Raw genomic sequence first — 23,148 nt, forward strand, 5'->3', positions numbered from 1 at the left:
GACGGAGTCCATGTCCGAGCGCGCCCGGGCGTATCAAGCGCAGGTGACGGGAACTCCGGAGGGGTCCGCGTACCGGGTGCAGGAGGGGGACATGGTCGCGGACTTCGACGGCTTCAATGCGACGGAGGACCTGCTCCTGGAAGCCAAGGGCCCGGGCTATGCGAAGTTCATCAAGGACGACATGGACATGAAGGAGTTCTTCCGGGGCTTTGGAAGTGTGCTCAAACAGGCCAAACGGCAATCCGACCTGGCGAATGGAATGCGCATCCGCTGGATTGTCGCGGAGGAGCGATTCGCCAACATCCTTCGTGAAGCCTTCAAAGCTCGCAGGTTCGCCATAGAGGTCGTGCACGTCCCACCCGTGCAATGAGGAGTCCTGGAGCCATGAAAGAGTCGTACTACGCGGGCAGCTACTGGCTGGCCCGGCAGGAGCCCGTCGAGGCTTGCGCCCAGCGATTGGCGGACTTCCTCCAGCAACTCGGCCCGTTGGAGCCCACGTGGAACCGCTGGCATCAAGCGGCGGCCAGCTTCAAGAAGGCCCGTCAGCGTCAGGTCCAGCCAGACACAACCACGCTCGCGAAACTCCTGGGCAAGAAGAGCAATCGCTTTGGTGACAGTTCGAGCTTCTGGCTCTGGGCAGGCGAGAACGAGGACGAGACCTCCGGTATTGATGGCCACTGCGGGAGTGCCTCCACGAGGGGGGCCTCCATGTGCATCCTCAACTCGCTCACTTCGGGCCGGGTCGCGGAGCGCGTGCTGACCGCCCCCGTCCTGACCGGCGTGGTGCGCGCCATGGCGCTCGCCTGGGAGCCCGAAGTCGGCCTTGCCACCTCCCAGGAGCATCGGAACCTCACCGTGACCGATGAGTTCCCCGAACCGGGCACCTTCGTCGGCTGGGTCATGTACTTCGCCCACTTCCGGGGCACGGTCCCCCCGCTCCCCGCCCCCGTCCAGGTGGAGCACCTGCCGGACCGGGGCACGCTCATCACCCTCACCCCGGAGAAGTTCACCGTCTCCAACCCGGCCCACGTCGCCCTGGCCGCCGACGTCCAGGCCCGCCTCCAGGACGCGGGGCTGCTGCGCCCCCTGCGCCCCTGGGGCACCTGAAGCCCCCCTCAGCGCGGACCGGGCTTCGCCAACCTGCGCAGCAGCGCTTCATGCGCGGGGTGGCGGGCCACCAGGGCCTCCGCCTCCGGCAGCTCGAAGTCCGCGAAGTCGAACCCCGGCGACACCGTGCAGCCCACCAACGAGTAGGCCCCCAACGGCTCCGCCGCCTGGAGCACCCCCGCCGGCACCAGCACCTGCGGCTGCTCGCCCTTCGTCACGTCCCGGCCCAGCACCGCCGTCTCCAGCCGGCCGTCCTCGTGCATCAGGTGCAGCGCCAGGGGCTCCCCGTCGTGGAACAGCCACAGCTCGTCCGAGCCCACCACCCGGTGCCACGCGGAGAAGATGCCCCGCGTCAGCAGGTAGTAGATGGCCGTCCCCGCCGACCTGCGGCCCCGCAGCGTCTGCACCTGGAACGCCGCCCGGTACGTCTCCCGGTAGTAGCCGCCCTCCGGGTGGGGCTTGAGGTCCAGCCTGCGCACCAGCTCGTCGACCATGGTGGCCCCAGTCTAACGCCCGCCCCTCTCAGGGCTTCTTCTTCTGCTGCTGCATCGCGGACGCCACCAGGTTCATCAGCTTGAGCTGCACCGGCGTCAGCCGCCGCAGGTTGCGCATCAGCCGGCGCATCTCCGGTGGCTCCTCGTCGGTGCGGGGCTTCGGCTTCTCCTTCGGCGGCGGCGCGGCGAATTCGTCCCCGAGCCCCAGCATGTCGTGCGGCGGGATGTTCAGGACGACGCACAGCCGGCGCAGGTTCTGGACGCTGGGCAGCATGTGGCCCCGCTCCAGCCGGCCATACACCTCCGACGCCATGCCGATGCGGTCCGCCACGTCCGCCTGGGTCAGGCCCATCCGCACCCGCACCGAGCGCGCCGCCGCGCCGAGGATGCCCGCCAGTTCAGTGTCCATGCCCTATGCCAGTCCCCGGTAGGATGCGCCCCCATGGCCGCGGGCGCACGGCATAACCCTGAAGGTCGGGTCATGTCACCATACCCCTGGCGTTTTTCAGCCCCCCACCAGCCCCTGCGCGCCCTTCACTTTTCCGAGGCGCTTGGAAGCCGGCCCCACCTCAGGGCGACGGCTCCACCAGCGGCGTGCGACGACGCTCCGCCGCCGTGAACAAGAGCGCCAGCGGCAGCCCCATGAACACCGCGTGCCACACAATCTGGAGGAACTGCGGCGCGTCCAGGAACCAGGGGAAGTAGCCGCGCGCCAGGAACTGGAAGTCCACCAGCCACACGAAGATGCCGAAGAGCATCCCCACCGCCGCCTGGAACTCCCAGCGGCCGCGCCCGTCCGTGGGCAGCAGCGCGTCCAGCAGCGAGTACATGAGCCCCCAGCCCGCGGAGATGGTCAGGTGCACCGCCAGCCCCACCGCCACCGCCACCCCGGTGGACACCTGGGGCGTGAAGGCCGGCGGCCCCAGCACCACCGCCGCGCTCATCCGCACCGGGTAGAAGGGGCTGTCCCCCGCCGCCACCGCCAGCGCTATCTCCGCCAACGCCAGCAGCACCCCCGCGGCCACGCCAAAGAGCAGCCCGTTCGTCAGCGACCAGGGGGTAGGGGTGCGCCGTTCCATGGATGCCTCCTCCGGCATGCGGGCCCGTTCGCGCGCGGGTCCCTGGGCTCAACGCTGCGCACCCGCGCGGAGCAGGGCAGCCACCCCGCACCGCACGCCCGCCGCATCGAAGCCCTGCCTTGCGGACGTCCCGGCCCCCTCTCCAGGAATGCCGCGCCGTCCAGTCATTTCTTCCCCTACGATTTCCGGAGCCCCGTAACTTCTTCAGCCCTCGCCCGTCTGCTTGCCGTGAAAGTGCCTGGAATTCCCGGGAGCGTAGGCAGGCACGGTGTTCGCAAGGCCCCTTGTCGCCAAGGAACCCGAACCCGTGTCCCAGTCCGCCCGAAATCGCCTGTCCCTTCCGTACCGCGTTCACTACGCGCCGCCCGCCTGGCGGGAAGTGGGGCGCATGTCCGCCGAGGCCTTCGAGGCCCTGCAGCAGGCGCTGCTGCGGCTGGCGGAGCGGTCGCGGAACCAGGACTCGTCGGTGGGGCCCGCACGCCACTGGGTGGAGGGCCACGACCTGGAGCTGCTCTACGAGCGCGATCCGCGAGCCAGCACCCTCACGCTGCTGGCCGTGAACCGCATGCGCTGACGGCCTCCCGCGGGCGCTCAGGCACTCCGGCCGGTCAGCCGGTGCACCGACGTCACCAGCTCGTCGGGGATGATGGGCTTGCGCAGGATGCCCCGCGTGTCGGGCAGCGCCTCCGTGACGACGGCGGTGAGCAGCAACACGGGCACGTCCTTCAGCCGGGGCCAGTCCGCGCGCAGCCGGCGCAGGAACTCCGGGCCGTCCATCACCGGCATCCTCAGGTCCAGCAGGATGAGGCACGGCGACGCCACGTGGACCAGCTCGTCCAGGGCCTCGCGGCCATTGGCGGCGACGACCACCTCGTACCCTTCCCCCTCCAGGATTTCGGCGACGGCGGCGCGGACGTCTTCATCGTCCTCCACCACGAGCACGGGCTTGCGCGGTGCGGGCTTGGCCATGGGGTACAGCATACGGACCCCCTCCCCCATCCAGGCCATGGCAGCCCGGAAAATCCCGCCGACTGGTGGACACATGCCAGACCGGAAATGCCCATTTCCCGCGACTCCTGGCGCAGCGGGTCAACGACTCATTTGAGCAAAAACCACCAGACCGGGAGCAGGCAACCCTGACGGTCGGTCCCTCGCGGGTTAGGACTGCCGGTCATCCCGGAGGGGATGACGGCTCGCAAACGTGTGGTCCCTCACGCGCCCCCTGCACCGGGGGAGCCCGGGGGGTTAGCGAGGCCCCGAGCCCCTTCCTACCTTGGGCGACCATGTCGATGAGGGCCATGAAGCAGGCAGGACCCTGGAGGTCGGAGGCGGACTGGAAGGCTCGCGCCTGGCGGGAGCTGGAGGCGGCGCGGGCCCGCACGCGGGCGATGCTGGAGCCCGTGCCGGAGACGGAGCTGATGCGGCAGCACTCGCCGCTGATGTCGCCGCTCGTCTGGGACGTGGCCCACATGGCCAACTACGAGGAGCAGTGGCTCTTGCGCGCGCTGGGGGCGCCGGCCATCACGGACCCCGCGTTCGACGCCATCTACGACGCCTTCCGCCACCCCCGGAACACCCGCGCCACGCTGCCGCTGCTGGAGCCCGAGGCCGCCTGGGCCTACGCCACGCGCGTGCGCGAGGCCGTGCGCGCGCACCTGGAAGTGCTGCCTCCCCAGAGCGCGGATCCGCTGCTCGCGGACGGCTTCGTCTTCGGCATGGTGGCGCAGCACGAGCAGCAGCACGCGGAGACGCTGGCCGCAACGCTGCAACTGATGACGGACGTGGAGTACCTGCCGGTGGAGGCGCTCCGCCCCCAGCCCGGCGCGGTGCCGCAGCACGAGGTCTTCATCCCCGGCGGCCCGGTGCACCTGGGCAGCAACGACGCGTGGGCCTACGACAACGAGCGCCCCCGGCACGCCGTGGACGTGGCGCCCTTCCTCCTGGACGCGCACCCCGTCACCACGGGGGACTACCTCGTGTTCGTCGAGTCCGGTGGCTACGAGGACGCCCGCTGGTGGGACCCCAAGGGCTTCGAGTGGCTTCAGGCGGAAGGGCTGCGCCACCCGCTCTTCTGGCTGCCGCGGGGCCAGCACGTGTGGCTGCGCCGCCGCTTCGGCACCGTGGAGCCGCTGCCCAAGGACGAACCCGTCCAGCACGTGTCCTGGTACGAGGCGGACGCCTACGCGCGCTGGGCCGGCAAGCGCCTGCCCACCGAGGCCGAGTGGGAGAAGGCCGCGCAGGGCAGTGACGGCGTGGCGCGCGCATACCCCTGGGGGAACGACGCGCCCACGGACGCGCACGCGAACCTGGGCGGGGCGCGGTGGGGCCCGTCCCCCGTGGGCAGCCACCCGCTGGGGCGCAGCGCGGACGGCGTCTTCGGGCTGCTGGGCGACGTGTGGGAATGGACCTCCAGCGACTTCCAGCCGTACGCGGGGTTCCGGGCCTTTCCCTACCGCGAGTACTCGGAGGTGTTCTTCGGCACCGCGTCGAAGGTGCTCCGGGGAGGCGCCTGGGCGAGCGCGCCGGTCGCGGTGCGCAACAGCTTCCGCAACTGGGACTTCCCCATCCGCCGGCAGATCTTCGCCGGCTTTCGCTGTGCACGGGACGTGAGGTGAGGGACGCATGAGGATGAGGACGGAGCAGGGCGAGGGACAGGTTCCGGGCACCGACGCGGCACCCGGCGTGCGGGTGGACGTCTACGTGAAGCCGGGGGACGCGCAGCGCGCGCTGCGGGAGGAGGTGCTCCAGGGCCTGTGCCAGCCCGCGCCCAAGGAGCTCTCCCCCAAGTGGCTCTACGACGAGCGCGGCAGCCAGCTCTTCGACGACATCACCCGGCTGCCGGAGTACTACCCGACGCGCCGCGAGCGCGAAATCCTGCACGCGCACGCGGACGACATCGCCCGGCTGAGCGGCGCGGACACGCTGGTGGAGCTGGGCAGCGGCACCAGTGAGAAGACGCGCCTGCTGCTGGACGCCATGGACGCGGCCGGGCAGCTCAAGCGCTTCGTGCCCTTCGACGTGAGCGAGGCGTTCCTGCGCAAGGCGGCGGACGGGCTCGCGCACGAGTACCCGCGCATCGCGGTGCACGCGGTGGTGGGCGACTTCGAGCACCACCTGGGGCGCATCCCCCGGGTGGGCCGCCGGCTCATCGCCTTCCTGGGCGGCACCATCGGCAACCTGAAGCCGGCGCAGCGCGCGCTGTTCCTGCGCGAGCTGTCCTCGGGGCTCAGGCCGGGAGACGGGCTGCTCCTGGGCACGGACCTCATCAAGGACCGCGAGCGCCTCTTCGCCGCCTACAACGACAGCGCGGGCGTGACGGCGGACTTCAACCGCAACGTGCTGCGCGTGCTCAACCGCGAGCTGAACGCGGACTTCGACCCGGAGGCCTTCGAACACCTGGCCCCGTTCGACGAAACGCACGCGTGGATCGAGATGCGGCTCATCTCCCGGAAGGCCCAGTCCGTGTGGCTGGGGGACCTGGAGCGGCGCGTGGACTTCGCGCAGGGCGAATGTCTGCGCACGGAGGTGAGCTGCAAGTTCTGTCGGGAGCAGGTGCAAACGGAGCTGCGCGACGCGGGCCTGGACCTGTCCGCCTGGTGGACGGACTCGGACGGCGACTTCGCGCTGTCGCTGGCGATGAAGCGCTGAAGCAGTGGGTCCCGCCCGGCGCGCTCCTTCGGGGGACGCCGGGCCGGAGACCTCTGGAGACGACGTGCGGCTTAGCGGCGGCGCGGCGGGTTGCGGCGCACCGGCACGGGCACCGGGGCCGGCTCGGCCGGGCGGGTCCACGCGGCCCAGAGCGCTGCCGCCGCGGTGATGACCAGGCCTCCCGCTGCTGCAAGCTGCTCACCCAGGGAGCTGATCTCCACGACGGCCAGGGGGAGGGGGAGCATCTCGGTGAGCGTCATGCGAACTCCTTACGAGGGGCACAGCGTGAGGACCTGATACGGGCCGGGACGGGAGCTCGACACAAGTCGGGAAGCTAAGGTTAGGAAGTCGGACGGCTTTCGGGAAGTCCCGGTGTGTCGTGTTGACGGGGCGTGGACGGAATTGCACCTCGGGTCGGGCCCGATGTCCATCCCCTCCCAGTCATACCCGCGCGAAACCATCACACGTTTCACGTAATGGGGACACGCGGGCCGCGCAGGAGGTTCACGCCTGCCCGCTCTTCGTCACCCGTGCGGGTGGTGCGTCCGCCACTCCACCATCATGCAGTGGTCCTGCACCACCTGGATGCCAGCGCGTGCCAGGCGCTCCGCCGCGGCGTCGTTGCGGATCCCCTTCTGGAACCACACCGCGCGAGGCTTCTTCGCGAGCAGGTCGTCCACGTGCGCGTTGATGTCCTCCGGGCGCAGGAACACGTCCACCACGTCCAGCTCCCCGGGCACGTCCTTCACCGACTTGAAGACGGGCTCGCCCAGGATGCTCCCATGCTCGCCGTGCGTGGGGACGGGCAGCACGGTGAAGCCGTGGTCCTTGAGGAACTTCGGGATGGCGTGCGCGGGCTTGTCCGCGTGGGACTCCGGACGGATGCCCAGCACGGCGACGCGCCTGCCGTTGCCGAGCAACGCTCCAATCGCCGTCGCGCCTTCGATGAGGTTCTTGCGCCAGTCGTCCATGGGCTGCTCCTTGTGGGAGCGCATATCGAAGGGGACGAGGCCGTCCGCGCACAACCCGGCGCCGGACGGAGCGGACGGGAAGCGTCCGCCGCAGGACGTCCGACTTGCACGGGGCGTGTCTAGCGGGGAGCGGCCTGGACCTGGATGGTGCGACAGGCCTCGGTGGCCAGCCGCACCTCCTCGGTGGATGCACCGGGGAGGCTCGCGCAGAGAAACAGGTCGTCGCCCACGCGCCGCGCGCCGAAGAACGCGGGGGCTTCCGCGCCCACGCCTCCGTCCGCCAGCGACGGGGCGAGGGTGACGCGCAGCAGGGAGAAGGACGTGGTGTCCTCCTCCTGATCCAACGACAGGGTGAAGTTCTTCATCTGCTCGCGGACGGTGTCCGCCAGCTTCTCCGAGGAGGGCATCTGTTCGCCCTGCCCCGGCTTCAGGTCCACGCGCAGCGCCGGGCGGCCGGGAGGGCCCGCCTGGAAGCTGCCGTCGGTGGCGACCTGCGCGGACCACCCGGGCGGCAGCGGCACCTTCACGCCCGAGCGCAGCCCCGCGTCTTCCGTCAGACTGCCGGAGGAAGGTGTCTCCTCCTGGCAGCCCCGGCACCCCGCGAGCAGCGCGAGGGTCACGAACGCGACCCCGCGCACGCTGGACGGGAAGACGGACACCTACTTCTTCTCGCCCATGGGCGGCGGCGGATTGCCCTTGCCGAGGTTCTCCATCTTGAGCGAGCCCTCGAGGATGGCGCCGCGGTCCATGGTGAACGACGGCGTCTCCAGGTTGCCCTTCATGCGGCCCGGCTGCTTCAGCTCGATGAGCTGCGCGGCGCGCACGTTGCCTTCCACGGTGCCATTGATGATGACGGTGCCGGCCTGGATCTCCGCCTGCACACGGGCGCCATCCCCAATGACGAGCACGTCCTTGGTGATGATCTGCCCGTTGAACTTCCCGTCAATTCGAACCTGACCTTCGAAGGTGAGCTTCCCCTCGAACTCGCTTCCCTTACCCAGAAGCGTGTGAACCTCACCCGGACGCGTCGACACGAAATCCTCCTCCCGTTTGAACAGGGGCTTGCTGGGTGCTTCGTCTTTCTTCCCGCCAAGGAGCGCCACGCCCTACTCCTTCCTCAGAAGCTTCAACAGCCGATCCAGGTCATCGTAGGAGAAGAAGTCCACTTCCAGGGTGCCTTTTCCCGGGCTTTTCTCCGACAAGCGCACCTTTGTCCCCAATCGACGTTGCAGCTCTTCGGTGAGTGCCTTCACCTGCGGGCTCACCTTGGGCGCCGGCTTCCCGGCGTCCTTCTTCGCGGACCGGCCCTGCTGCACCAGTCGCTCCGTGTCGCGCACGGACAGCTTCTTCTCCGTCACCTGGCGCGCCAGGTTCTGCAGCTCCGGCAGGCGGGGCACGCCCAACAGCGCGCGAGCATGGCCCATGCTGAGCGACCCGTCCGCCACCATCTCCTTCACGTCCGGAGGCAGCGCCAGGAGGCGCAGCGCGTTCGCGACGGTGGAGCGCTCCTTGCCCACGCGCTGGGCCACCTGCTCCTGCGTGAGCTTGAACTCGTCCACGAGGCGCTTGTAGCCATCCGCCTCTTCAATGGGGTTGAGGTCCGCGCGCTGGAGGTTCTCCACCAGGGCCAGCTCGAAGGCCTGCGCCTCGGTGACCTCCCGCACGATGGCGGGGATGTCCTTGAGGCCGGCGGCCTGGGAGGCGCGCCAACGGCGCTCGCCGGCGATGATCCGGTAGCCGTCTCCGTCCTTGCGCACGAGGATGGGCTGGAGCAGTCCCTGCGCCTTGATGGATTCGGTGAGCTCGTGGAGCTTCGTCTCGTCGAAGTGGCGGCGGGGCTGGAGGCTGTCGCGGTGGATGGATTCGATGGCCAGCTTCAGCACGCCGGCCTTCGCGGGCGCGTTGGCCGCCGGAGCGGCGGGGGCCGCCTGGGGGATGAGCGCGGAGAGGCCCCGTCCCAGGGCTCGCTTCTGGTTGTCTGCGGTCTTCTGCACGGCGGTCAGGGACTCCCGCGTCGGCGTGGAGCCGGCGCATCGGGCCTTCGTGTGTCCCCCGGCGAACCGGGGCACGCGTCAGTCCATTCGCTTCAAATGAGCAGGGCGGTCAGGCGACCCGGCGCTTGGGTGACCGGGGGGTCTCCCGACGCATCAGCTCCCGGCCGAGCGCCAGGTAGCTCTCACAGCCCTTCGACTTGATGTCATAGAGGATGATGGGCTTGCCGAAGGACGGGCACTCGGACAGGCGCACGTTGCGCGGCACGACGGCCTGGAAGACCTGGTCCTTGAAGTAGCCGCGCACCTCGTCCACGACCTGGTGGGCGATGTTCGCGCGCGAGTCGAACATGGTGAGCAGGATGCCCTCCATCTTGAGCGCGGGGTTCAGACCCTGCTTCACCAGGTCGATGGTGTGCGTGAGCTGCGACAGGCCCTCGAGCGCGTAGTACTCGCACTGGAGCGGGATGAGGACGGAGTCCGCCGTCACCAGCGCGTTGAGCGTGAGCAGGCCCAGCGAGGGCGGACAGTCGATGATGATGTAGTCGTACTTGTCCTTGAGCGGCAGCAGGGCTTCGCGCAGGCGGAACTCGCGCCGCTCCTGGTTGACCAGTTCGACCTCCGCGCCGGTGAGGTCGGGCGTGGCGGGGATGACCTGGAGGAATCTCAGCTCCGTGGGGTGGATGAGCTCCGACGCGGGACGGCCGCCGAGGAGGGCATCGTAGACGGTGCCATGGAGGGCATCGCGCTTGAGCCCCAGGCCGCTGCCCGCGTTGCCCTGGGGGTCCATGTCCACCAGCAGGGTGCGGCGCTCCGCGGACGCGAGACTCGCCGCGAGGTTGATGGCGGTGGTGGTCTTGCCCACCCCGCCCTTCTGGTTGGAGATGCAGATGATACGACCCACGTGGCCCATCCTCTCTCGCCCCGGGTTCACCGGAGCCCCGGGCACTCATTAGTGCTCGAGACGCACTAACTGGTGCTGATCAGGCAGCTAGCACGGGGTTCGCGGACGGATCAAATTCACGTCCGAGAAGAGCTGAAGCCCCTGCCAGGTCCCTTGCTCGGGGACCGTCACGCGCGGTGGAGCGGACAGCGCGTGGGCTGGAATTCGCGTAGCTGGAGGGTCTGGGCCGTGCCTGCCCGGCCGCTCCCGGTGGCTTTTCGGGCCCGTGCTTTTCGCCATCCGGAAGGTGGTTGGTTTTTCGGGGGGGTCGGCGGCGGGAAGTGCGCGCGGGTGGCTTCGGGCGGTTCGGTGATTCGGGTCGGTGGGCCTGGAGGTTCAGCGTTCGGAGTCCCAGTTGGAACCGGGAGCAGTCCGTCACGCGATTTCGTGGTGCGGGGTTTCGCGTTGGGTTCGTGTGCGGAGCTGCCGCTGCGTTCCGGTGGCTTCGCATCCGGCTTCGGGGTTTCGAGAACCGGGCTCAGCGTTCCACGTGGAACAACCCCGGTGCTTACAGCGCCGCGTGAGCAGCGCTCAACGGGATGCATCCCAGGCCAGTGCGTTCGGAGCATTTGCGTGAACGCGGCGCGGAGCATGGTGGCTGCCGCTCCTTGTCCGCATCAGCGCGGTCGGAAGGCACGCCCCCGAAGACGCGACGATTCAGCGGATGCGCCAGAACCAGCATCGCCTGTGGCGCGCTCGTTCGTGGTTCGCGCGAGGCCCGGTGGCGAACCGCTTCTCGCGATGCGGTCACCGCCAACGGACGGCGTTCTCATGCACCACGGCTGCGGTTGTTCCACGTGGAACAGCGGAGCGCTGGATCCGTGCGATGCGCTCGCATGAGCAGTTCCGCTCCTCAAGAGGAGCGCGGTTCATCCGCTTTCCACCGCACCCCCACCCGCGCGGTGTTCAGGGCGCTTCACCAACGCTGGGTCCAGGTGCAGGCGCGGCTTGAACCGGGGTGGTGTTCCACGTGGAACATGCCCTTCATTGATCTGCCTCGGGAGAGGTCGAACGGAGCCAGGGGACCAAAACCAGGATGGGGTTGGTGACAGAGCGGCCGTCCCAGCGCCTCCTTCCAGGTTCTTCGTTCAAGCCTCCACCCCATGGCCGAAGCATCACTGCGCTCGTGCGGATCCACGCCCCAGTCCCATGCGGGCCCACCGCCTGATTCATGAGGGACAGGTGTGGTCCCTTCGCGACCTGCGCCCATGCTCTTCGGCTTTCTTCGCGACTTCACATCCACCTGTTGGCAGGGGCATCACAGGGACTCAGAAGCAGCCTCAAAGGCAGGAGTCCGAGCGACCCGGAGAGCCCCGTCTTCGCGCATGTTCCACGTGGAACACGCATCGCATCCCGCCTTCCCTGACCACCTTCCGAACACCACCAGATGACGCCGCGGCGAAGCCTCGTGGAATGGGCACATGAACAGCCTCCCTTCCATCCAGCCTCTGAAGGGGTGGCTCCCGCGCCATCACGAAGGTCATGGATCCGCGCGGCCTGCTGGCCCATCCGCCTGGCGCCAGCACCAAGGCGCATGCATCACCAAAACGGCGTCACCTGAACCGCGGGCGTCATGCTGCTTGAAGCCCAGGCACCGGGAGCCATGCACCGCCCAGCCAGCCGGGCATCCACAGGCCCCCTTGTTCCACGTGGAACACGGATCCAGCTCCGCTTGGAGCATGGAGCGCCAATTCCGGAGGAACACCGGACGCCTTCGCCTGCCACCAATTGGGACCCGTCATCCCGACGTTCCACGTGGAACATGGCCCTCCGTCTTCTTCGGTGCCGGGCGCCCGTTCCGAAAAGACGCCGATGTCTCCGCATGGCACCACGCGGGATCCCGGCTCCACCTTCCGCGCTTCCGCGACGACTCCACGGCAAGGGGACCCGGCATCACCTCCGCATGTTCCACGTGGAACAACGACTGGCCCGAGCGCAGGCACGGCGGCATTGAAAGCGACCTGGGCTTCCGTCCTCGTGTTCCACGTGGAACACCGCCCCTCCGCCAGAGCCGCTCCCATAGGCTGACGCCCTCCCCTTCCCCCACGCGCCCATGTCCATCCGCTCCTCCGTGCTCGTCGTCCTCGCCCTGTTCAGCGGCGGCCCCGCCTGGAGCGCAGGTGCTCCTCCCACGGTCGCTCCGTTCAAGTTCGCCTGGCCCGTGCCTTCGCGCGTGGGCATCACGGAGCGGGTGGTCAGCGAACGTGAAACCGTCACGCTGAAGTACGACGCCGTGCTCACCGCGCGAAAAGCAGGGTCGGGATTCGAGCTCCACTTCGAACACCTCCAGCAGGTCGAACCGGACGCTCGGAAAGGCACGCCCGACTCGAAGTCGCTCGTCGCCACCTTCACGAAACCCACCCTCGTGCTCTCCAGCACCGGTGCCCTCACCGAGCTCGACGGACTGGACCTGGCGTTGGGGCGCGCCGTCACCGTGCTTGAACCAACCCCAGAGGCCCGCGAGTCCCTGCGCTCGCGATGGGACACGCCCCTCTTCCAGACCCTGCTGCGCGACCGGGCCGAAGACACGTGGAACGCGTGGGTGCGGACGTGGAGCGGCGTGGAGCTGGCGCCCGGGCAGGAGCGCACGCAGACCGTGCGGATCCGCCACCCCAACGGCCCCCTGGAACAGCGCTTCACGCTTCGCAACCGGGGCGCGGTCGCGGGCACGCCCGGCGTGGTGCGGCTGGAATGGGAGACAGCGCTGGATGGCGCGCCCTACCGCCAGGTCATCGCGCGAAGCCGGGAGCTGCGATGCAACACCGCGCTGGTCCGCAACCCGTCCGACCCCTGCGCCGCGGAGGTCCTCGAGTCCGCGAGCAGCGTGACCACCGTGGAGCTCCTCACCGAACCGGACACCCTGCGCCCCCTCTCCGTGCGCACCGAACGGACCGAAGCGTTCACCGTGAAGGGGCAGCCCCCGGTCCTCCAACGCGAGGCGCGGTCCTTCGACTTCGAGTGGCCCCGGAAGGCGAAGCGGACGACGTCCCGCTGACGCCTCCGCGCGACGCACCGGCGGCGGTCGGCCGCATCCTGGTGGTACGGGACATAGGATGAATTGACGCTCTTTTCGCGGAGGCCGCCCACCGTCAGGTTGCGGCCATGACCTCGAAACAAGAACCCCTGCGTTCGGGCTACGGCGCACAGACGACGGCTCGCGAAGTGATGGGTGACCGCCGGCTCGATGGCGTCATCGCCGTGGTGACCGGTGGCTACGCGGGCATCGGGTTGGAGACCACGCGCGTGCTCTCCGAAGCCGGTGCGACCGTCATCGTCCCCGCGCGCACACCGGACAAGGCCCGCGCGACGCTCGCGGGCCTGGAGCGCGTGGAGGTGGACCCGTTGGACCTCGCCGCCCCGGCCACGATTGAGGCCTTCGCCGAACGCTTCCTGGCCTCCGGCCGTCCCCTGCACCTGCTCATCAACAACGCCGGCATCATGGCGACGCCGCTCGCGCGGGATGCCCGGGGATTCGAATCCCAGCTCGCCACCAACCACCTGGGCCACTTCCAGCTCACCGCGCGACTCTGGCCCGCGCTGCGACGGGCGAACGGCGCGCGCGTGGTCTCGCTGTCGTCCCGGGGCCACCGCCGCGCGGGGATGGACTTCGAGGACCCGCACTTCGAACGGCGCCCCTACGACAAGTGGGTCGCGTACGGTCAGTCGAAGACGGCGAACATCCTCTTCGCGCTCGGGCTCGATGCGCGCGGGGAGGCCCACCGCATCCGCGCGTTCTCGCTCCATCCCGGAGCCATCGTCACGGAGTTGATGCGGTCCATGTCGGAAGCGGAGGTCCGTGCCGCCGTCGAGTCCTCGAACAAGGTGTCGCCCCTCAAGACGATCGAACAGGGCGCGGCGACCAGCATCTGGTGCGCGACGAGCCCCCAGCTCGACGGCCGGGGCGGCGTGTACTGCGAGGACTGCGACATCGCGGAGGTCGTAGGCGCGGACTCGCCCGTGCCTCGCGGCGTGATGCCGTGGGCGGTGGACAAGAACGCGGCCGAACGGCTGTGGACGATGAGCGAGGCGTGGACCGGCGCGAGGCTCAGCGGGTAGCGCGAGGGAACAGCTTCCGCGCGCGCTCCAGGCTCTGCCCGGGACGGGGCGAATAGAGCGAGACGCGGAGCGCGTGACCGTCCGCATCCGCGTGCGAGAGCGTGACGTGTTCGAACTCCATGGGCCCCACGTCGGGGTGGAGGATCACCTTCGACCCCTCGGGGATTTCGACCACATCATGCTCGCCCCAGATGCGCGCGAACTCCGGGCTGACCTCCGCGAGCGCGGTCGCGAGCGCATCGAACTCCGCCCGGTCGGCGGCGCGCGCGGCATCGAGCCGGAAGCCCGCCACGGCCCGGCGCGCATCGACTTCCCACCCCGGCAGGAGGGCGCGCCGCTCCGGGTTCATGAACATCGCCCACAAGCCGTTGCGCTGTTCGACGGGCCTGCGGATCAGGTCTCCAAAGAGGATGGCCGCCGCGTCGTTCCAGGCGAGCACGTCCCAGCGCCGGTTTGAAACCAACGCCGGAAAGGGATGCGCATCGAGGATCCGCCGGAGCGTGTCGCTGACCGCGGCGGTCGAAAGCTCCGGACGCGCCGCCGGTCGTCCATGGGCCAGGTCGAAGAGGTGCGCGCGCTCCGTCGGCGTCAGGCGCAGCGTCCGCGCGAGGCGCTCGAGCAACGGCTCCGACACGTGGATGCCCCGCCCCTGTTCGAGCCACGTGTACCAACTGACGCCGACGTCCGCGAGCCGGGCCACCTCTTCACGACGAAGGCCCGGCGTGCGCCGCCGAGCACCGGCCGGCAGGCCCACCTCCTCCGGATGAACCCGTGCACGGCGACTGCGAAGGAACCGCGCGAGTTCCTCGCGCCGAGGCATGCGTGGAGTACCCGAAGTCACGCCGCCGCACGTTAGGCGAACCTTCCGCGCGACACCGGCCCGTTTCATCCGCGCTTCACCGCGAGCACAGGCCGCCAGAGCGTGGGCCGCAGAAACGAGAACGGCCCCGAACCGCGAATCGAAACCGGCCTGTCTTGTCCGCCCCACCGCGAGCGCAGGAGGTCAGAACGAGGACCGCAGAAGCGAGAACGGCCTCGGAGAGGAAGCTCCGGGGCCGCGGTACTGATCAACGTCTCGCGCGAAGTGCACGCGGTGGAAGCCCGACTCCCCTACCCCTTCGTGGACACCGCAACCTGCCGCCAAGCCCGCCGGAGAGGGCACTCCGGGGCCGCCGTGCGGATCAACGCCGCGCGAAGTGCGAACTGCCTACCCCTTCGCGAACACCGCGACCTGCCGCTCGGCGCCGGAGAACGGCAGCCGGTAGGACCTCGCGGACACGACGCGCAGGTTCCGCTCCGCCGCGCGCGCTTGCAGCTCCGCATCCGTCTGCGCCTTGCCGAGCATCGCCACCACGCGCCCACCCTCCTCCACGTACGCGGGCGCCAGCGCGAGCCAGTCCGGCAGGTCCATGAACGCCCGCGCGATGAGCACCTGCGCGCGCGGAATCCCTTCCGTCTCCGGCTTCCCCTCCGCGCGCGCGTGCAGACCGCGCACGCCGGTGAGGGCCAGGCTCGCCGCCGCCGCCTTGATGAACGCGACCTTCTTGCCCACCGCGTCCACCAGCGTCACGCCCAGCGTCGGCAACACCAGCTTCAAGGGCAGTCCCGGGAAGCCCGCGCCCGCGCCCAGGTCGAGCAGCGTCGTCGCGCCCGTCACCTCCGGCAGCACCGCCAGCGAATCCAGGAAGTGCTTCTCCAGCACCTCCTCCGGCGCGGTGATGGCCGTGAGGTTCACCTTCGCGTTCCACTTCAGCAGCTCCGCCATCAAGCGCTGCAGCCGGGGGCCCACGTCCTCGCCCACCGTCACGCCCAACGCACTGCATCCCGAGGCCAGCAGATCTGCGAACCGCGCGTTATCCACAACACCTCCACCACGAAGGGGCCTTCAAGCCCCCGGAATTGCTCAGGGGACAGCGATCCCCAGAATTGCCCACACCTTATCCACAGCCCTGTTCCTGATCACCCGCCGCCCCGTTTCCCCGCTTCAACGCGACCAGGAGCAGCGACACCGCGGCCGGCGTGAGGCCCGGAATCCGGCGCGCCTGCCCCACCGTTCCGGGCCGCAGCGACGTCAGCTTCTCCACCGCCTCCGTGCTCAGCCCCCGCACGTCGGTGAACCGGAACGCCTCCGGGATCCGCCACCGGTCGGACGCCTCCGCCTCGCGCGACGCCGCCCGTTCGGCCTGGGCGATGTAGCCCTCGTACTTCACCTCGACCTCCACTTCCTCGGTGACGTCGGGGGTCAGGGCGGGAAAGTCCTCGCGGCCCTCGGCGAGCTGCGCGTACGTCACCTCCGGACGCTTGAGGCGCAGGGACAGCCCGGTGCGCTTGAGCCGCGCCACCTCCCCCGCCACCGCGTGGGCCCGCGCTTCGGCCCGCTCCAGCGCCTCCTTCGGCAGCAGGCCCACCCGGTGCCCGTGCCTTGCGAGGCGCAGGTCCGCGTTGCCTTCGCGCAGCTTGAGCCGGTGCTCGGAGCGGCTGGTGAACATGCGGAACGGCTCGTCCACGCCCCGGGTCACCAGGTCGTCCACGAGCACCGCGCCGTGCGCCTCGTCCCGGCCGATGTGCAGCGCCGGTTCGCCCTTCACCTTCAGCGCCGCCTGGAGGCCGGCCCACAGCCCCTGGAACGCGGCCTCCTCGTAGCCGGAGGTGCCGTTGAGCTGCCCCGCGAAGTACAGGCCCGCGACGGCCTTCGTCTCCAGCGTGGCGTGCAGCTGCGTGGGCGGCGCGTAGTCGTACTCCACCGCGTAGCCGTAGCGGACCACCTCCACGCGGGACAGGCCCGGGATGGTGCGCAGGAAGTCCAGCTGCACGTCCGCGGGCATGCTCGTGGACAGGCCCGCCGGGTACACCAGCGGCGACGTGGGGCCCTCCGGTTCGAGGAACACCTGGTGCCGTTCGCGCGCGGCGAAGCGCACCACCTTGTCCTCCAGCGACGGGCAGTAGCGAGGCCCCCGCCCCACGATGTCCCCCTGGAACAGCGGCGAGCGGTGCAGGTTGTCGCGCAGCAGCTGGTGCGTCGCCTGCGTCGTCGCGGTGAGGCCGCACATGACGGCGGGCTGGCGCGGGAACGGCAGGCCCCGCGAAATCTCCACCTGCGTGCGCCAGGAGAGCGGCCGCACGCCAGCGTCCCCGGGCTGCGGCGTCACGGCGTCCCAGTCGATGCTGTCGCGGGACAGGCGCGCGGGCGTGCCCGTCTTGAAGCGGCCCAGGGTGAAGCCCAACGCGTGCAGCGAGTCGGACAGGCCGCGCGCGGCGTCGTCGCCCAGCCGGCCGCCGACCTCCTTCTGCTCGCCCACGTGCATGAGGGCGCGCAGGAAGGTGCCGGTGGTGAGGAGCACCGCGCGGGCGACGACCTGCGTGCCATCTCCCAGCACCACGCCCCTCACCCTCCCCTCTTCCGCGACGACGGAGGCCACTTCCCCTTCGAGCACGGTGAGGTTCGGTTCATGGAAGAGCACCGCCTGCATGCCGGCGGCATAGGCGTCGCGGTCGCAGAGGACGCGGGTGGCCTGCACGGCCGGGCCCTTGGAGGGATTGAGCGTCTTGAAGTGCGTGCCCGTGAGGTCCGCCACGCGGCCCATCTGTCCGCCGAGCGCATCCAACTCCCGCACCAGGTGGCCCTTCGCGGTGCCCCCCACGGCGGGGTTGCAGCTCATCACGGCGGCGCGTTCGCGCTTGAGGGTCACGCCCAGCGTGGACAGGCCCAGCCGCGCGCAGGCGAGCGCCGCCTCGCACCCGGCATGGCCCAGGCCCACCACGACGATGTCGTATCGGAGTTCCATCGGCTCGCGTGGGGTATCACGCCCAGGCGCGTCCGGGGCAAGCCGGGGTGGCGCGGAGGTCGTCCGCCCGGCGCTCCCCTCCCCTGCCCGGGAGCGGCTTCAGTGCCGGAAAAAGACAGACATGCTCCCCAAGATGGAAGCGAGCGCGAGGCGGGCAGTGGGAGGGGTAACGACAACGCTGCCCACCTCGCGCACAAAAAAGGCATCCATGGGACCTGCTGCGTGCACGAGTCCCCCGGTCTCGTGCCTTCTCATGGCGTCGCGCACACGGGGAGACGGGCCTGCCCGTGCGGTGAGGGCGCATGGGGTGTCGGACTCGGACCTGCGAGGCCGGCCACCTTCCCGTGTGCGCGACAGGGAAGGGTATAGCGAAGGGGTCTGACATCCGGGCTTCCGGGCCCCGAGCCTGGGGGGCTCCGAGCCTGGGGCCCGGCTCCCGGTCAGCGCGTGGCGGGCGGCTTCGCGGTGGGGCAGTGCACGTTCTCCGGGCAGCGGCCCTCGGAGCGGGGGATGCACGCGCCGCAGCACTCCATCTCGTCCGGCTTGCACGCCGGCACGCACGGGCCGCACTGCACCACGCCGCCGCAGCCGTCCTGCGCCGTCCCGCACCTCAGCCCCAGCGAGGAGCACGTCGAGCGCTGGCAGATGCAGCGGTCGTCCACGCAGGACTCATTGGGTTTGCACCCGGGCTTGCACGCGCTGGTGGGGCTGCCGGACTCCTTCTTCGGCCCCGCGGGGGGTGACGGCGCCACGCACCGGCCCTCTGAACAGGTGCCGGCCTCGCAGTCCCCACAGTCGATGAAGCCGCCACAGCCATCCGGCGTCCGGCCACAGGAGACCATCGCCTGCGAGCACGTGGCCGGCGCACAGCCGTCCGGCGCCACGTTGTCCCGCGACGCGCTCGACGAGCCCCGCACCGCATCGCCCCGGCCCGGCGTGCACGCCGCCGACAGTCCCAGCACCACGAACAGCCCCGCCCACCGGCCCAGGCTCCGCACCGCTTCCATGTCGTCCACTCCCTCGCTCCCACGGAACGCGGCACCGCGCCCGGAGGCTTGAACGGGCGAGCCGCCAAGGAGGTCTTGCGCGGGCCCGGACCGCATCATGCGCACACCCGGGGCGATTGTCCGGAGCGGAGTCCGGAGTCAGCGGGGCAGGGGAGTGCTCAGCGCTGGATGAGCGAGCGCGCGCCTTCGATGCGCTTCGCCGCGGTCGCCGCATCCTCCGGCTTGCGAGGCGTGGGCACGTCCAGGCCGCGCTGGGCGGCGGGCCGGTTCTCGATGGCGGCCAGCCACCGCTGCACGCCTGGCAGACCCTCCACGGACACGCCGGCCCAGTCGTGCGAGCGCACCCAGGCCCAGTTCGCGATGTCCGCGATGCTGTAGTCCCCGGCCAGGTACTCGTGGTCCTTCAGCCGGCGCTCCAGCACCGTGTACAGGCGGCGCGTCTCGTTCTGGTACCGGTCGATGGCGGGCTGGAGCTTCTCCGGGAAGTAGCGGAAGAAGACATTGGCCTGGCCCTGCATGGGACCCACGCCAGCCATCTGGAACATCAGCCACTGGAGGACGACGGAGCGGCCCTTCGCGTCGGTGGGCATCAGCCGGCCCGTCTTCTCCGCGAGGTAGATGAGGATGGCGCCCGATTCGAAGACGGCGAAGTCCCCCTCCGCGCGGTCCACGATGGCCGGGATGCGGCCGTTGGGGTTGATGGCGAGGAACGCGGGCTCCTTCTGCACGCCCGTGGAGATGTCCAGGGCGTGCACCGTGTACGGCAGCGCCAGCTCCTCCAGCGCCACCGACACCTTGAAACCATTCGGCGTACCCCACGTGTACAGGTCGATCATCCGCGTACCCTCCCGCTTCCAAAAAGGAAGTGCCCACGTCTAACCGGGGCAGGGGAGGGGCGCTCGCCAGAAGTTCACGTCCGCTTCGGAGGCCGGAAGCGCACGACGCGCACCTGGAACGCGGGGGCGTCCCCCAATGCCTCGCACATCAGCTCCAGCGCACGGGCCTCGTCGAAGCTCCCGGAGCCCGCGCCGATGATGGGAAACGCCAGCGACTGGAAGCCATGCTCCCCGGCCCGCTTCAGCGCGTGGTGCACCGAATCCTGGATGGAGCGAGCGGACGCCCGCCACAGCATGTCGATGCCGGCGACGTGGATGATGCCCTTGAAAGGCAGACGTCCGGGCCCCGTCACCACCGCCGAGCCCAGGGGCATGGGCCCCACGCGCGCCAATTCGCGGAACGGCCCCGTGCCGCCCCGCCGCTTGATGGCGCCCGACACCCCCTGGGGCAACAACAGCCACCAGGGGATGATGTTGCGGTTCCACGCGTTGACGATGGCGTCCACCGGCTGGTCCAGCAGGTCGCCTTCCACGATGGCCACGGTCATGATTGGAAGCCTTACACAGACACGGCGCTCAAGGTGACGTGGGCGCGCTGACGGGCGGCTGGGCCTGCTTCGCCGCTCCGGCGAAGTCCCCCGCGCGCACGACGGTGGCCTTGCCCCAGTCCACGTGGTTGGCCAATGACTTGCGCACGTCCTCCGGCGTCAGCTTCTGGAGCTTCGCCTCCAGTTCGGCGTCGAACTTCAGCGTGCGTCCGAAGAAGAGGTAGTTGGCCAGTTGCTGCGCCAGGTTCCCGTCCTGCGCCCGAGCCGACTGGCGGTACTCCAGGAGTCCCGCGCGCGCCTTGTCCAGCTCCTCCTGGGTGAAGCCCTTCTGGACCGCGCGGGAAATCTCCTCGCGCATCGCGACCTCCAGCTTCTGGGCGTTCTGCGGCGCGTGGATGGCATAGGTGACGAACGAGCCCACCGCGTCCAGTTCCCCCGCGTCCACGCTGCTGCCCACGCCATAGGACAGGCCATCCTTCTGGCGCACGCGCGTGGCCAGCCGCGAGTTGAGGAAGCCGCCGCCCAGCACGAAGTTGCCCATCATCACGCCCGGCCAGTCCGCGTCATCCGAGCGCAGCTTCAAGGTCTGTCCCGCGAGGAAATAGGCATTGGCCTTGTCCGGCGTCTCCAGCGCGAGCGCCTTGGGCCCCACGGGCTGGAACACCTTCTGCACGCGCGCATAGGGCGCCGGGCTCTTCCAGCCGTTGAACAGCGTGCCCGCGAGCGCGACCACCTCCTTCGCGTCGAAGTCGCCCACCACCGCGAGCTCGCCGTTCGAGGCGCCGTAGAACTGGCGGTAGAAGTCGCGCGCCTGCTCCAGCGTGACGTCCTTCACGTCGGACAGGCGCTCCTCCAGCGTGGGCACGTAGAACGGGTGGCCCTTGGGGTAGTGCGCGGACAGCACGCGCCAGAACGCGATGCTGCCCTGGGTCTGCGGTTCGCTGCGCTGCGACTCCAGCGCGGCCAGCCGCTCCTGCTTGAGCACCGCGAACTCCTTGGCGTCGAAGGAGGGCTCGCGAAGCACCTCCGCCACCAGCTTGAGGACGGCCGGGAGGTTCGCACGCGGGCACTCGATGGAGACGCTCGCGCCCAGTGCGCTGCCATCCACGCCCACGCGGGCCTTGAGCGTGTCCAGCGCGTCCGCCAGTTGCTGGCGGGTGTGCTTCGTCGTGCCGCGCATCAGCATGCGGCCGGCGTAGGTGGCGGCAGGGAGCCTGCCGCGCACGGTCTCCTCGGTGCCCCAGCGCAGGGTGAGGGAGAGGTTGACCATCTCGCCGCGCGTCTTCTTGGGCAGCACCGCGTACTTGATTCCGCCAGGCAGCTCACCGCGCTGCACGCGGGATTCGATGTTGGAAGGGGAGGGGTCGAAGGCCTCACCCTGCGCGACGAGCGCCTTGCCCTGGTAGCCCTCCAGCGCCTTCGCGAGGTCCACCGGGGGCGGCAGCTCCGAGCGGTCCGGCTTCGGCGTGGGGAGGAACGCGCCCAGCGTGCGGTTGGAGCCCTTGAGGTACGCGGCGGCCACGCGGGTGACCTCCGCGGGGGTGACGGCCTCGATGCGGTCGCGGTGCAGGAAGAGCAGGCGCCAGTCGCCCACGGCGGTCCACTCGGACAGGAGGATGGCGGCGCGCTCGGAGTTGTTGAGCAGCAGCTCCGTCTGCTTCTCCAGGCTCGTCTTCGCGCGGTTCACCTCTTCCGCGGTGAAGGGCGTGCGCGCGGCCTCTTCCACGGTCTTGAGCAGCGCCTCGCGCGCGGGGCCCAGGGGCTGGTCCTGCCGGGCCTCGGTGCTGAAGCCGACCACGCCCGGGTCGCGCAGCTGGAAGTTGAAGGCCCCGGCGCGCGCGGCCTTCTTCGTCTCCACGAGCGCCTTGTAGAGCCGGCCGGAGGGCACGTCGCCCAGCACCTCGGTGAGCACGTCGATGGCGGCGAAGTCGGGGTGGGCGCCCTCGGGCACGTGGTAGAGGCTGGTGAGGAGCTGGTTGTCGCCCACGCGGCGCAGCGTCACCTCGCGCTCACCATCCTGGGTGGGCTCCTGGGTGTACGTGAGGGGCACGGGTTCGGCGGGGCGCGGCAGCTTGCCGAAGGTGGACTGCACGAGCGCCAGGGCCTTCTCCGGCTGGAAGCTGCCGGCGACGACGAGCACCGCGTTGTCGGGCCGGTAGTAGCGCCGGTAGAAGGCCTGGAGCCGGTCGATGGGGACGTGCTCCAGGTCCGCCTTGGCGCCAATGGTGGCCTTGCCGTAGTTGTGCCAGAGGTAGGCGGCGCTCATGGTGCGCTTGAAGAGGATGCCGCGCGGGTCGTTCTCGCCGGACTCGAACTCGTTGCGCACGACGGTCATCTCGCTGTCGAGGTCCTTCTGCGCGATGAAGCTGTTGCCCATGCGGTCCGCCTCGAAGGCGAGCGCCCATTGGAGGTTGTCGTCCGAAGCGGGCAGGGTCTCGTAGTAGTTGGTGCGGTCCAGCCAGGTGGTGCCGTTGGGCCGCGCGCCGCGCTCGGTGAGGGCCTGGGGCACGTTGGGGGTGGTGGGCGTGCCCTTGAACATCAGGTGTTCGAGCAGGTGCGCCATGCCCGACTCGCCGTAGCCCTCGTGCTTGCTGCCCACGAGGTAGGTGATGTTGACCGTCACGGTGGGCTTGGTGGGGTCCGGGAAGAGCAGCACGCGCAGGCCATTGGGCAGGCGGTATTC

24 protein-coding genes are annotated in these 23,148 nt (G+C 69.9%); 7 read left to right on the plus strand and 17 right to left on the minus strand.

The window, feature by feature from the left end:
* Nucleotides 1-370 (plus strand): Tox-REase-5 domain-containing protein (locus tag D7V93_RS10355; protein WP_244237219.1); only part of this gene is annotated, 370 nt, incomplete at its 5' end.
* Between the two features lie 14 nt (nucleotides 371-384).
* Nucleotides 385-1,107: an immunity 52 family protein gene (locus D7V93_RS10360; RefSeq protein ID WP_120643239.1), complete on the plus strand. Its 723-nt coding sequence runs from the start codon at nucleotides 385-387 to the stop codon at nucleotides 1,105-1,107.
* An 8-nt stretch (nucleotides 1,108-1,115) separates the two neighbouring features.
* On the opposite strand, the gene D7V93_RS10365 is transcribed toward D7V93_RS10360, so the two are convergent.
* From D7V93_RS10365 to D7V93_RS10375, 3 genes are all read right to left on the minus strand, one after another.
* Nucleotides 1,116-1,601 carry a cupin domain-containing protein gene (locus tag D7V93_RS10365; RefSeq protein WP_120643240.1) on the minus strand — a complete coding sequence of 162 codons (486 nt, stop codon included), beginning with the start codon at nucleotides 1,599-1,601 and terminating at the stop codon, nucleotides 1,116-1,118.
* Nucleotides 1,602-1,629: 28 nt separating this feature from the next.
* A complete protein-coding gene (locus tag D7V93_RS10370) occupies nucleotides 1,630-2,010 on the minus strand; it encodes a helix-turn-helix domain-containing protein (protein ID WP_120627824.1) in 381 nt (126 codons plus the stop codon).
* Nucleotides 2,011-2,170: 160 nt separating this feature from the next.
* Nucleotides 2,171-2,680, minus strand: a complete 510-nt coding sequence (locus D7V93_RS10375; protein ID WP_120643241.1) for a hypothetical protein — start codon at nucleotides 2,678-2,680, stop codon at nucleotides 2,171-2,173.
* Nucleotides 2,681-2,987: 307 nt separating this feature from the next.
* On the opposite strand from D7V93_RS10375, the gene D7V93_RS10380 reads away from it, so the two are divergent.
* On the plus strand, nucleotides 2,988-3,254 hold the full coding sequence (locus D7V93_RS10380; protein WP_120643242.1) for a hypothetical protein: 267 nt from the start codon (nucleotides 2,988-2,990) through the stop codon (nucleotides 3,252-3,254).
* A gap of 17 nt (nucleotides 3,255-3,271) precedes the next feature.
* On the opposite strand, the gene D7V93_RS10385 is transcribed toward D7V93_RS10380, so the two are convergent.
* On the minus strand, nucleotides 3,272-3,661 hold the full coding sequence (locus tag D7V93_RS10385; RefSeq protein ID WP_244237220.1) for a response regulator: 390 nt from the start codon (nucleotides 3,659-3,661) through the stop codon (nucleotides 3,272-3,274).
* 317 nt (nucleotides 3,662-3,978) lie between these two features.
* Between D7V93_RS10385 and egtB the strand changes: the two genes are divergently transcribed.
* A complete protein-coding gene (egtB, locus tag D7V93_RS10390; RefSeq protein WP_244237221.1) occupies nucleotides 3,979-5,295 on the plus strand; it encodes an ergothioneine biosynthesis protein EgtB in 1,317 nt (438 codons plus the stop codon).
* Nucleotides 5,296-5,302: 7 nt separating this feature from the next.
* A complete protein-coding gene (gene egtD, locus D7V93_RS10395) occupies nucleotides 5,303-6,328 on the plus strand; it encodes an L-histidine N(alpha)-methyltransferase (RefSeq protein WP_120643244.1) in 1,026 nt (341 codons plus the stop codon).
* A 71-nt stretch (nucleotides 6,329-6,399) separates the two neighbouring features.
* Here egtD and D7V93_RS10400 read toward each other — a convergent pair whose 3' ends face one another.
* The 6 genes from D7V93_RS10400 to D7V93_RS10425 form a co-directional block, all read right to left on the minus strand.
* Nucleotides 6,400-6,588: a hypothetical protein gene (locus D7V93_RS10400; RefSeq protein WP_120643245.1), complete on the minus strand. Its 189-nt coding sequence runs from the start codon at nucleotides 6,586-6,588 to the stop codon at nucleotides 6,400-6,402.
* Between the two features lie 264 nt (nucleotides 6,589-6,852).
* On the minus strand, nucleotides 6,853-7,299 hold the full coding sequence (locus D7V93_RS10405) for a CoA-binding protein (protein WP_120643256.1): 447 nt from the start codon (nucleotides 7,297-7,299) through the stop codon (nucleotides 6,853-6,855).
* 119 nt (nucleotides 7,300-7,418) lie between these two features.
* Nucleotides 7,419-7,958 carry a hypothetical protein gene (locus D7V93_RS10410; RefSeq protein WP_167509451.1) on the minus strand — a complete coding sequence of 180 codons (540 nt, stop codon included), beginning with the start codon at nucleotides 7,956-7,958 and terminating at the stop codon, nucleotides 7,419-7,421.
* Entirely contained in the window at nucleotides 7,959-8,402 is a 444-nt protein-coding gene (gene bacM, locus D7V93_RS10415; protein WP_120643246.1) for a bactofilin BacM, read from the minus strand.
* 3 nt (nucleotides 8,403-8,405) lie between these two features.
* Nucleotides 8,406-9,293, minus strand: coding sequence for a ParB/RepB/Spo0J family partition protein (locus D7V93_RS10420; RefSeq protein ID WP_120643258.1), 888 nt, complete (start codon nucleotides 9,291-9,293; stop codon nucleotides 8,406-8,408).
* Between the two features lie 109 nt (nucleotides 9,294-9,402).
* Complete coding sequence (locus D7V93_RS10425) at nucleotides 9,403-10,194, minus strand: ParA family protein (protein ID WP_120643259.1); 792 nt, start codon at nucleotides 10,192-10,194, stop codon at nucleotides 9,403-9,405.
* Nucleotides 10,195-12,286: 2,092 nt separating this feature from the next.
* Between D7V93_RS10425 and D7V93_RS10430 the strand changes: the two genes are divergently transcribed.
* Both D7V93_RS10430 and D7V93_RS10435 read left to right on the plus strand, forming a co-directional pair.
* A complete protein-coding gene (locus D7V93_RS10430; RefSeq protein ID WP_120643247.1) occupies nucleotides 12,287-13,228 on the plus strand; it encodes a hypothetical protein in 942 nt (313 codons plus the stop codon).
* A 107-nt stretch (nucleotides 13,229-13,335) separates the two neighbouring features.
* The gene (locus D7V93_RS10435) at nucleotides 13,336-14,289 is read left to right on the plus strand and encodes an oxidoreductase (protein ID WP_120643248.1); all 954 of its coding nucleotides are present in this window, start codon (nucleotides 13,336-13,338) and stop codon (nucleotides 14,287-14,289) included.
* On the opposite strand, the gene D7V93_RS10440 is transcribed toward D7V93_RS10435, so the two are convergent.
* The 7 genes from D7V93_RS10440 to D7V93_RS10470 all read right to left on the minus strand — a co-directional run.
* Nucleotides 14,279-15,178 (minus strand): MmyB family transcriptional regulator, encoded by a 900-nt coding sequence (locus D7V93_RS10440; protein WP_167509452.1) that lies wholly within the window; start codon nucleotides 15,176-15,178, stop codon nucleotides 14,279-14,281. The genes D7V93_RS10435 and D7V93_RS10440 overlap by 11 nt on opposite strands.
* A gap of 318 nt (nucleotides 15,179-15,496) precedes the next feature.
* On the minus strand, nucleotides 15,497-16,150 hold the full coding sequence (gene rsmG, locus D7V93_RS10445; RefSeq protein WP_120643250.1) for a 16S rRNA (guanine(527)-N(7))-methyltransferase RsmG: 654 nt from the start codon (nucleotides 16,148-16,150) through the stop codon (nucleotides 15,497-15,499).
* Nucleotides 16,151-16,226: 76 nt separating this feature from the next.
* Nucleotides 16,227-18,074, minus strand: coding sequence for a tRNA uridine-5-carboxymethylaminomethyl(34) synthesis enzyme MnmG (mnmG, locus tag D7V93_RS10450; RefSeq protein ID WP_120643251.1), 1,848 nt, complete (start codon nucleotides 18,072-18,074; stop codon nucleotides 16,227-16,229).
* A gap of 440 nt (nucleotides 18,075-18,514) precedes the next feature.
* Nucleotides 18,515-19,090: a hypothetical protein gene (locus D7V93_RS10455; RefSeq protein ID WP_120643252.1), complete on the minus strand. Its 576-nt coding sequence runs from the start codon at nucleotides 19,088-19,090 to the stop codon at nucleotides 18,515-18,517.
* Between the two features lie 149 nt (nucleotides 19,091-19,239).
* On the minus strand, nucleotides 19,240-19,917 hold the full coding sequence (locus tag D7V93_RS10460; RefSeq protein WP_120643253.1) for a glutathione S-transferase family protein: 678 nt from the start codon (nucleotides 19,915-19,917) through the stop codon (nucleotides 19,240-19,242).
* A gap of 74 nt (nucleotides 19,918-19,991) precedes the next feature.
* Nucleotides 19,992-20,465, minus strand: coding sequence for a macro domain-containing protein (locus D7V93_RS10465; protein ID WP_120643254.1), 474 nt, complete (start codon nucleotides 20,463-20,465; stop codon nucleotides 19,992-19,994).
* Nucleotides 20,466-20,493: 28 nt separating this feature from the next.
* Nucleotides 20,494-23,148: M16 family metallopeptidase (locus D7V93_RS10470; RefSeq protein ID WP_147451119.1), on the minus strand; the 2,655-nt coding region annotated here is incomplete at its 5' end.

This window comes from Corallococcus llansteffanensis, assembly GCF_003612055.1.
Classification (GTDB): domain Bacteria; phylum Myxococcota; class Myxococcia; order Myxococcales; family Myxococcaceae; genus Corallococcus; species Corallococcus llansteffanensis.

Coding starts and splice junctions, on each gene's coding strand:
- D7V93_RS10430 (WP_120643247.1), top strand. CDS start 12,287: ATGTCCATCCGCTCCTCCGTGCTCGTCGTCCTCGCCCTGTTCAGCGGC.
- D7V93_RS10405 (WP_120643256.1), bottom strand. CDS start 7,299: ATGGACGACTGGCGCAAGAACCTCATCGAAGGCGCGACGGCGATTGGA.
- D7V93_RS10440 (WP_167509452.1), bottom strand. CDS start 15,178: ATGAAACGGGCCGGTGTCGCGCGGAAGGTTCGCCTAACGTGCGGCGGC.
- D7V93_RS10385 (WP_244237220.1), bottom strand. CDS start 3,661: ATGCTGTACCCCATGGCCAAGCCCGCACCGCGCAAGCCCGTGCTCGTG.
- mnmG (WP_120643251.1), bottom strand. CDS start 18,074: ATGGAACTCCGATACGACATCGTCGTGGTGGGCCTGGGCCATGCCGGG.
- D7V93_RS10370 (WP_120627824.1), bottom strand. CDS start 2,010: ATGGACACTGAACTGGCGGGCATCCTCGGCGCGGCGGCGCGCTCGGTG.
- D7V93_RS10365 (WP_120643240.1), bottom strand. CDS start 1,601: ATGGTCGACGAGCTGGTGCGCAGGCTGGACCTCAAGCCCCACCCGGAG.
- D7V93_RS10465 (WP_120643254.1), bottom strand. CDS start 20,465: ATGACCGTGGCCATCGTGGAAGGCGACCTGCTGGACCAGCCGGTGGAC.
- D7V93_RS10435 (WP_120643248.1), top strand. CDS start 13,336: ATGACCTCGAAACAAGAACCCCTGCGTTCGGGCTACGGCGCACAGACG.
- D7V93_RS10460 (WP_120643253.1), bottom strand. CDS start 19,917: ATGATCGACCTGTACACGTGGGGTACGCCGAATGGTTTCAAGGTGTCG.
- egtB (WP_244237221.1), top strand. CDS start 3,979: ATGAAGCAGGCAGGACCCTGGAGGTCGGAGGCGGACTGGAAGGCTCGC.
- D7V93_RS10400 (WP_120643245.1), bottom strand. CDS start 6,588: ATGACGCTCACCGAGATGCTCCCCCTCCCCCTGGCCGTCGTGGAGATC.
- D7V93_RS10375 (WP_120643241.1), bottom strand. CDS start 2,680: ATGGAACGGCGCACCCCTACCCCCTGGTCGCTGACGAACGGGCTGCTC.
- D7V93_RS10360 (WP_120643239.1), top strand. CDS start 385: ATGAAAGAGTCGTACTACGCGGGCAGCTACTGGCTGGCCCGGCAGGAG.
- egtD (WP_120643244.1), top strand. CDS start 5,303: ATGAGGATGAGGACGGAGCAGGGCGAGGGACAGGTTCCGGGCACCGAC.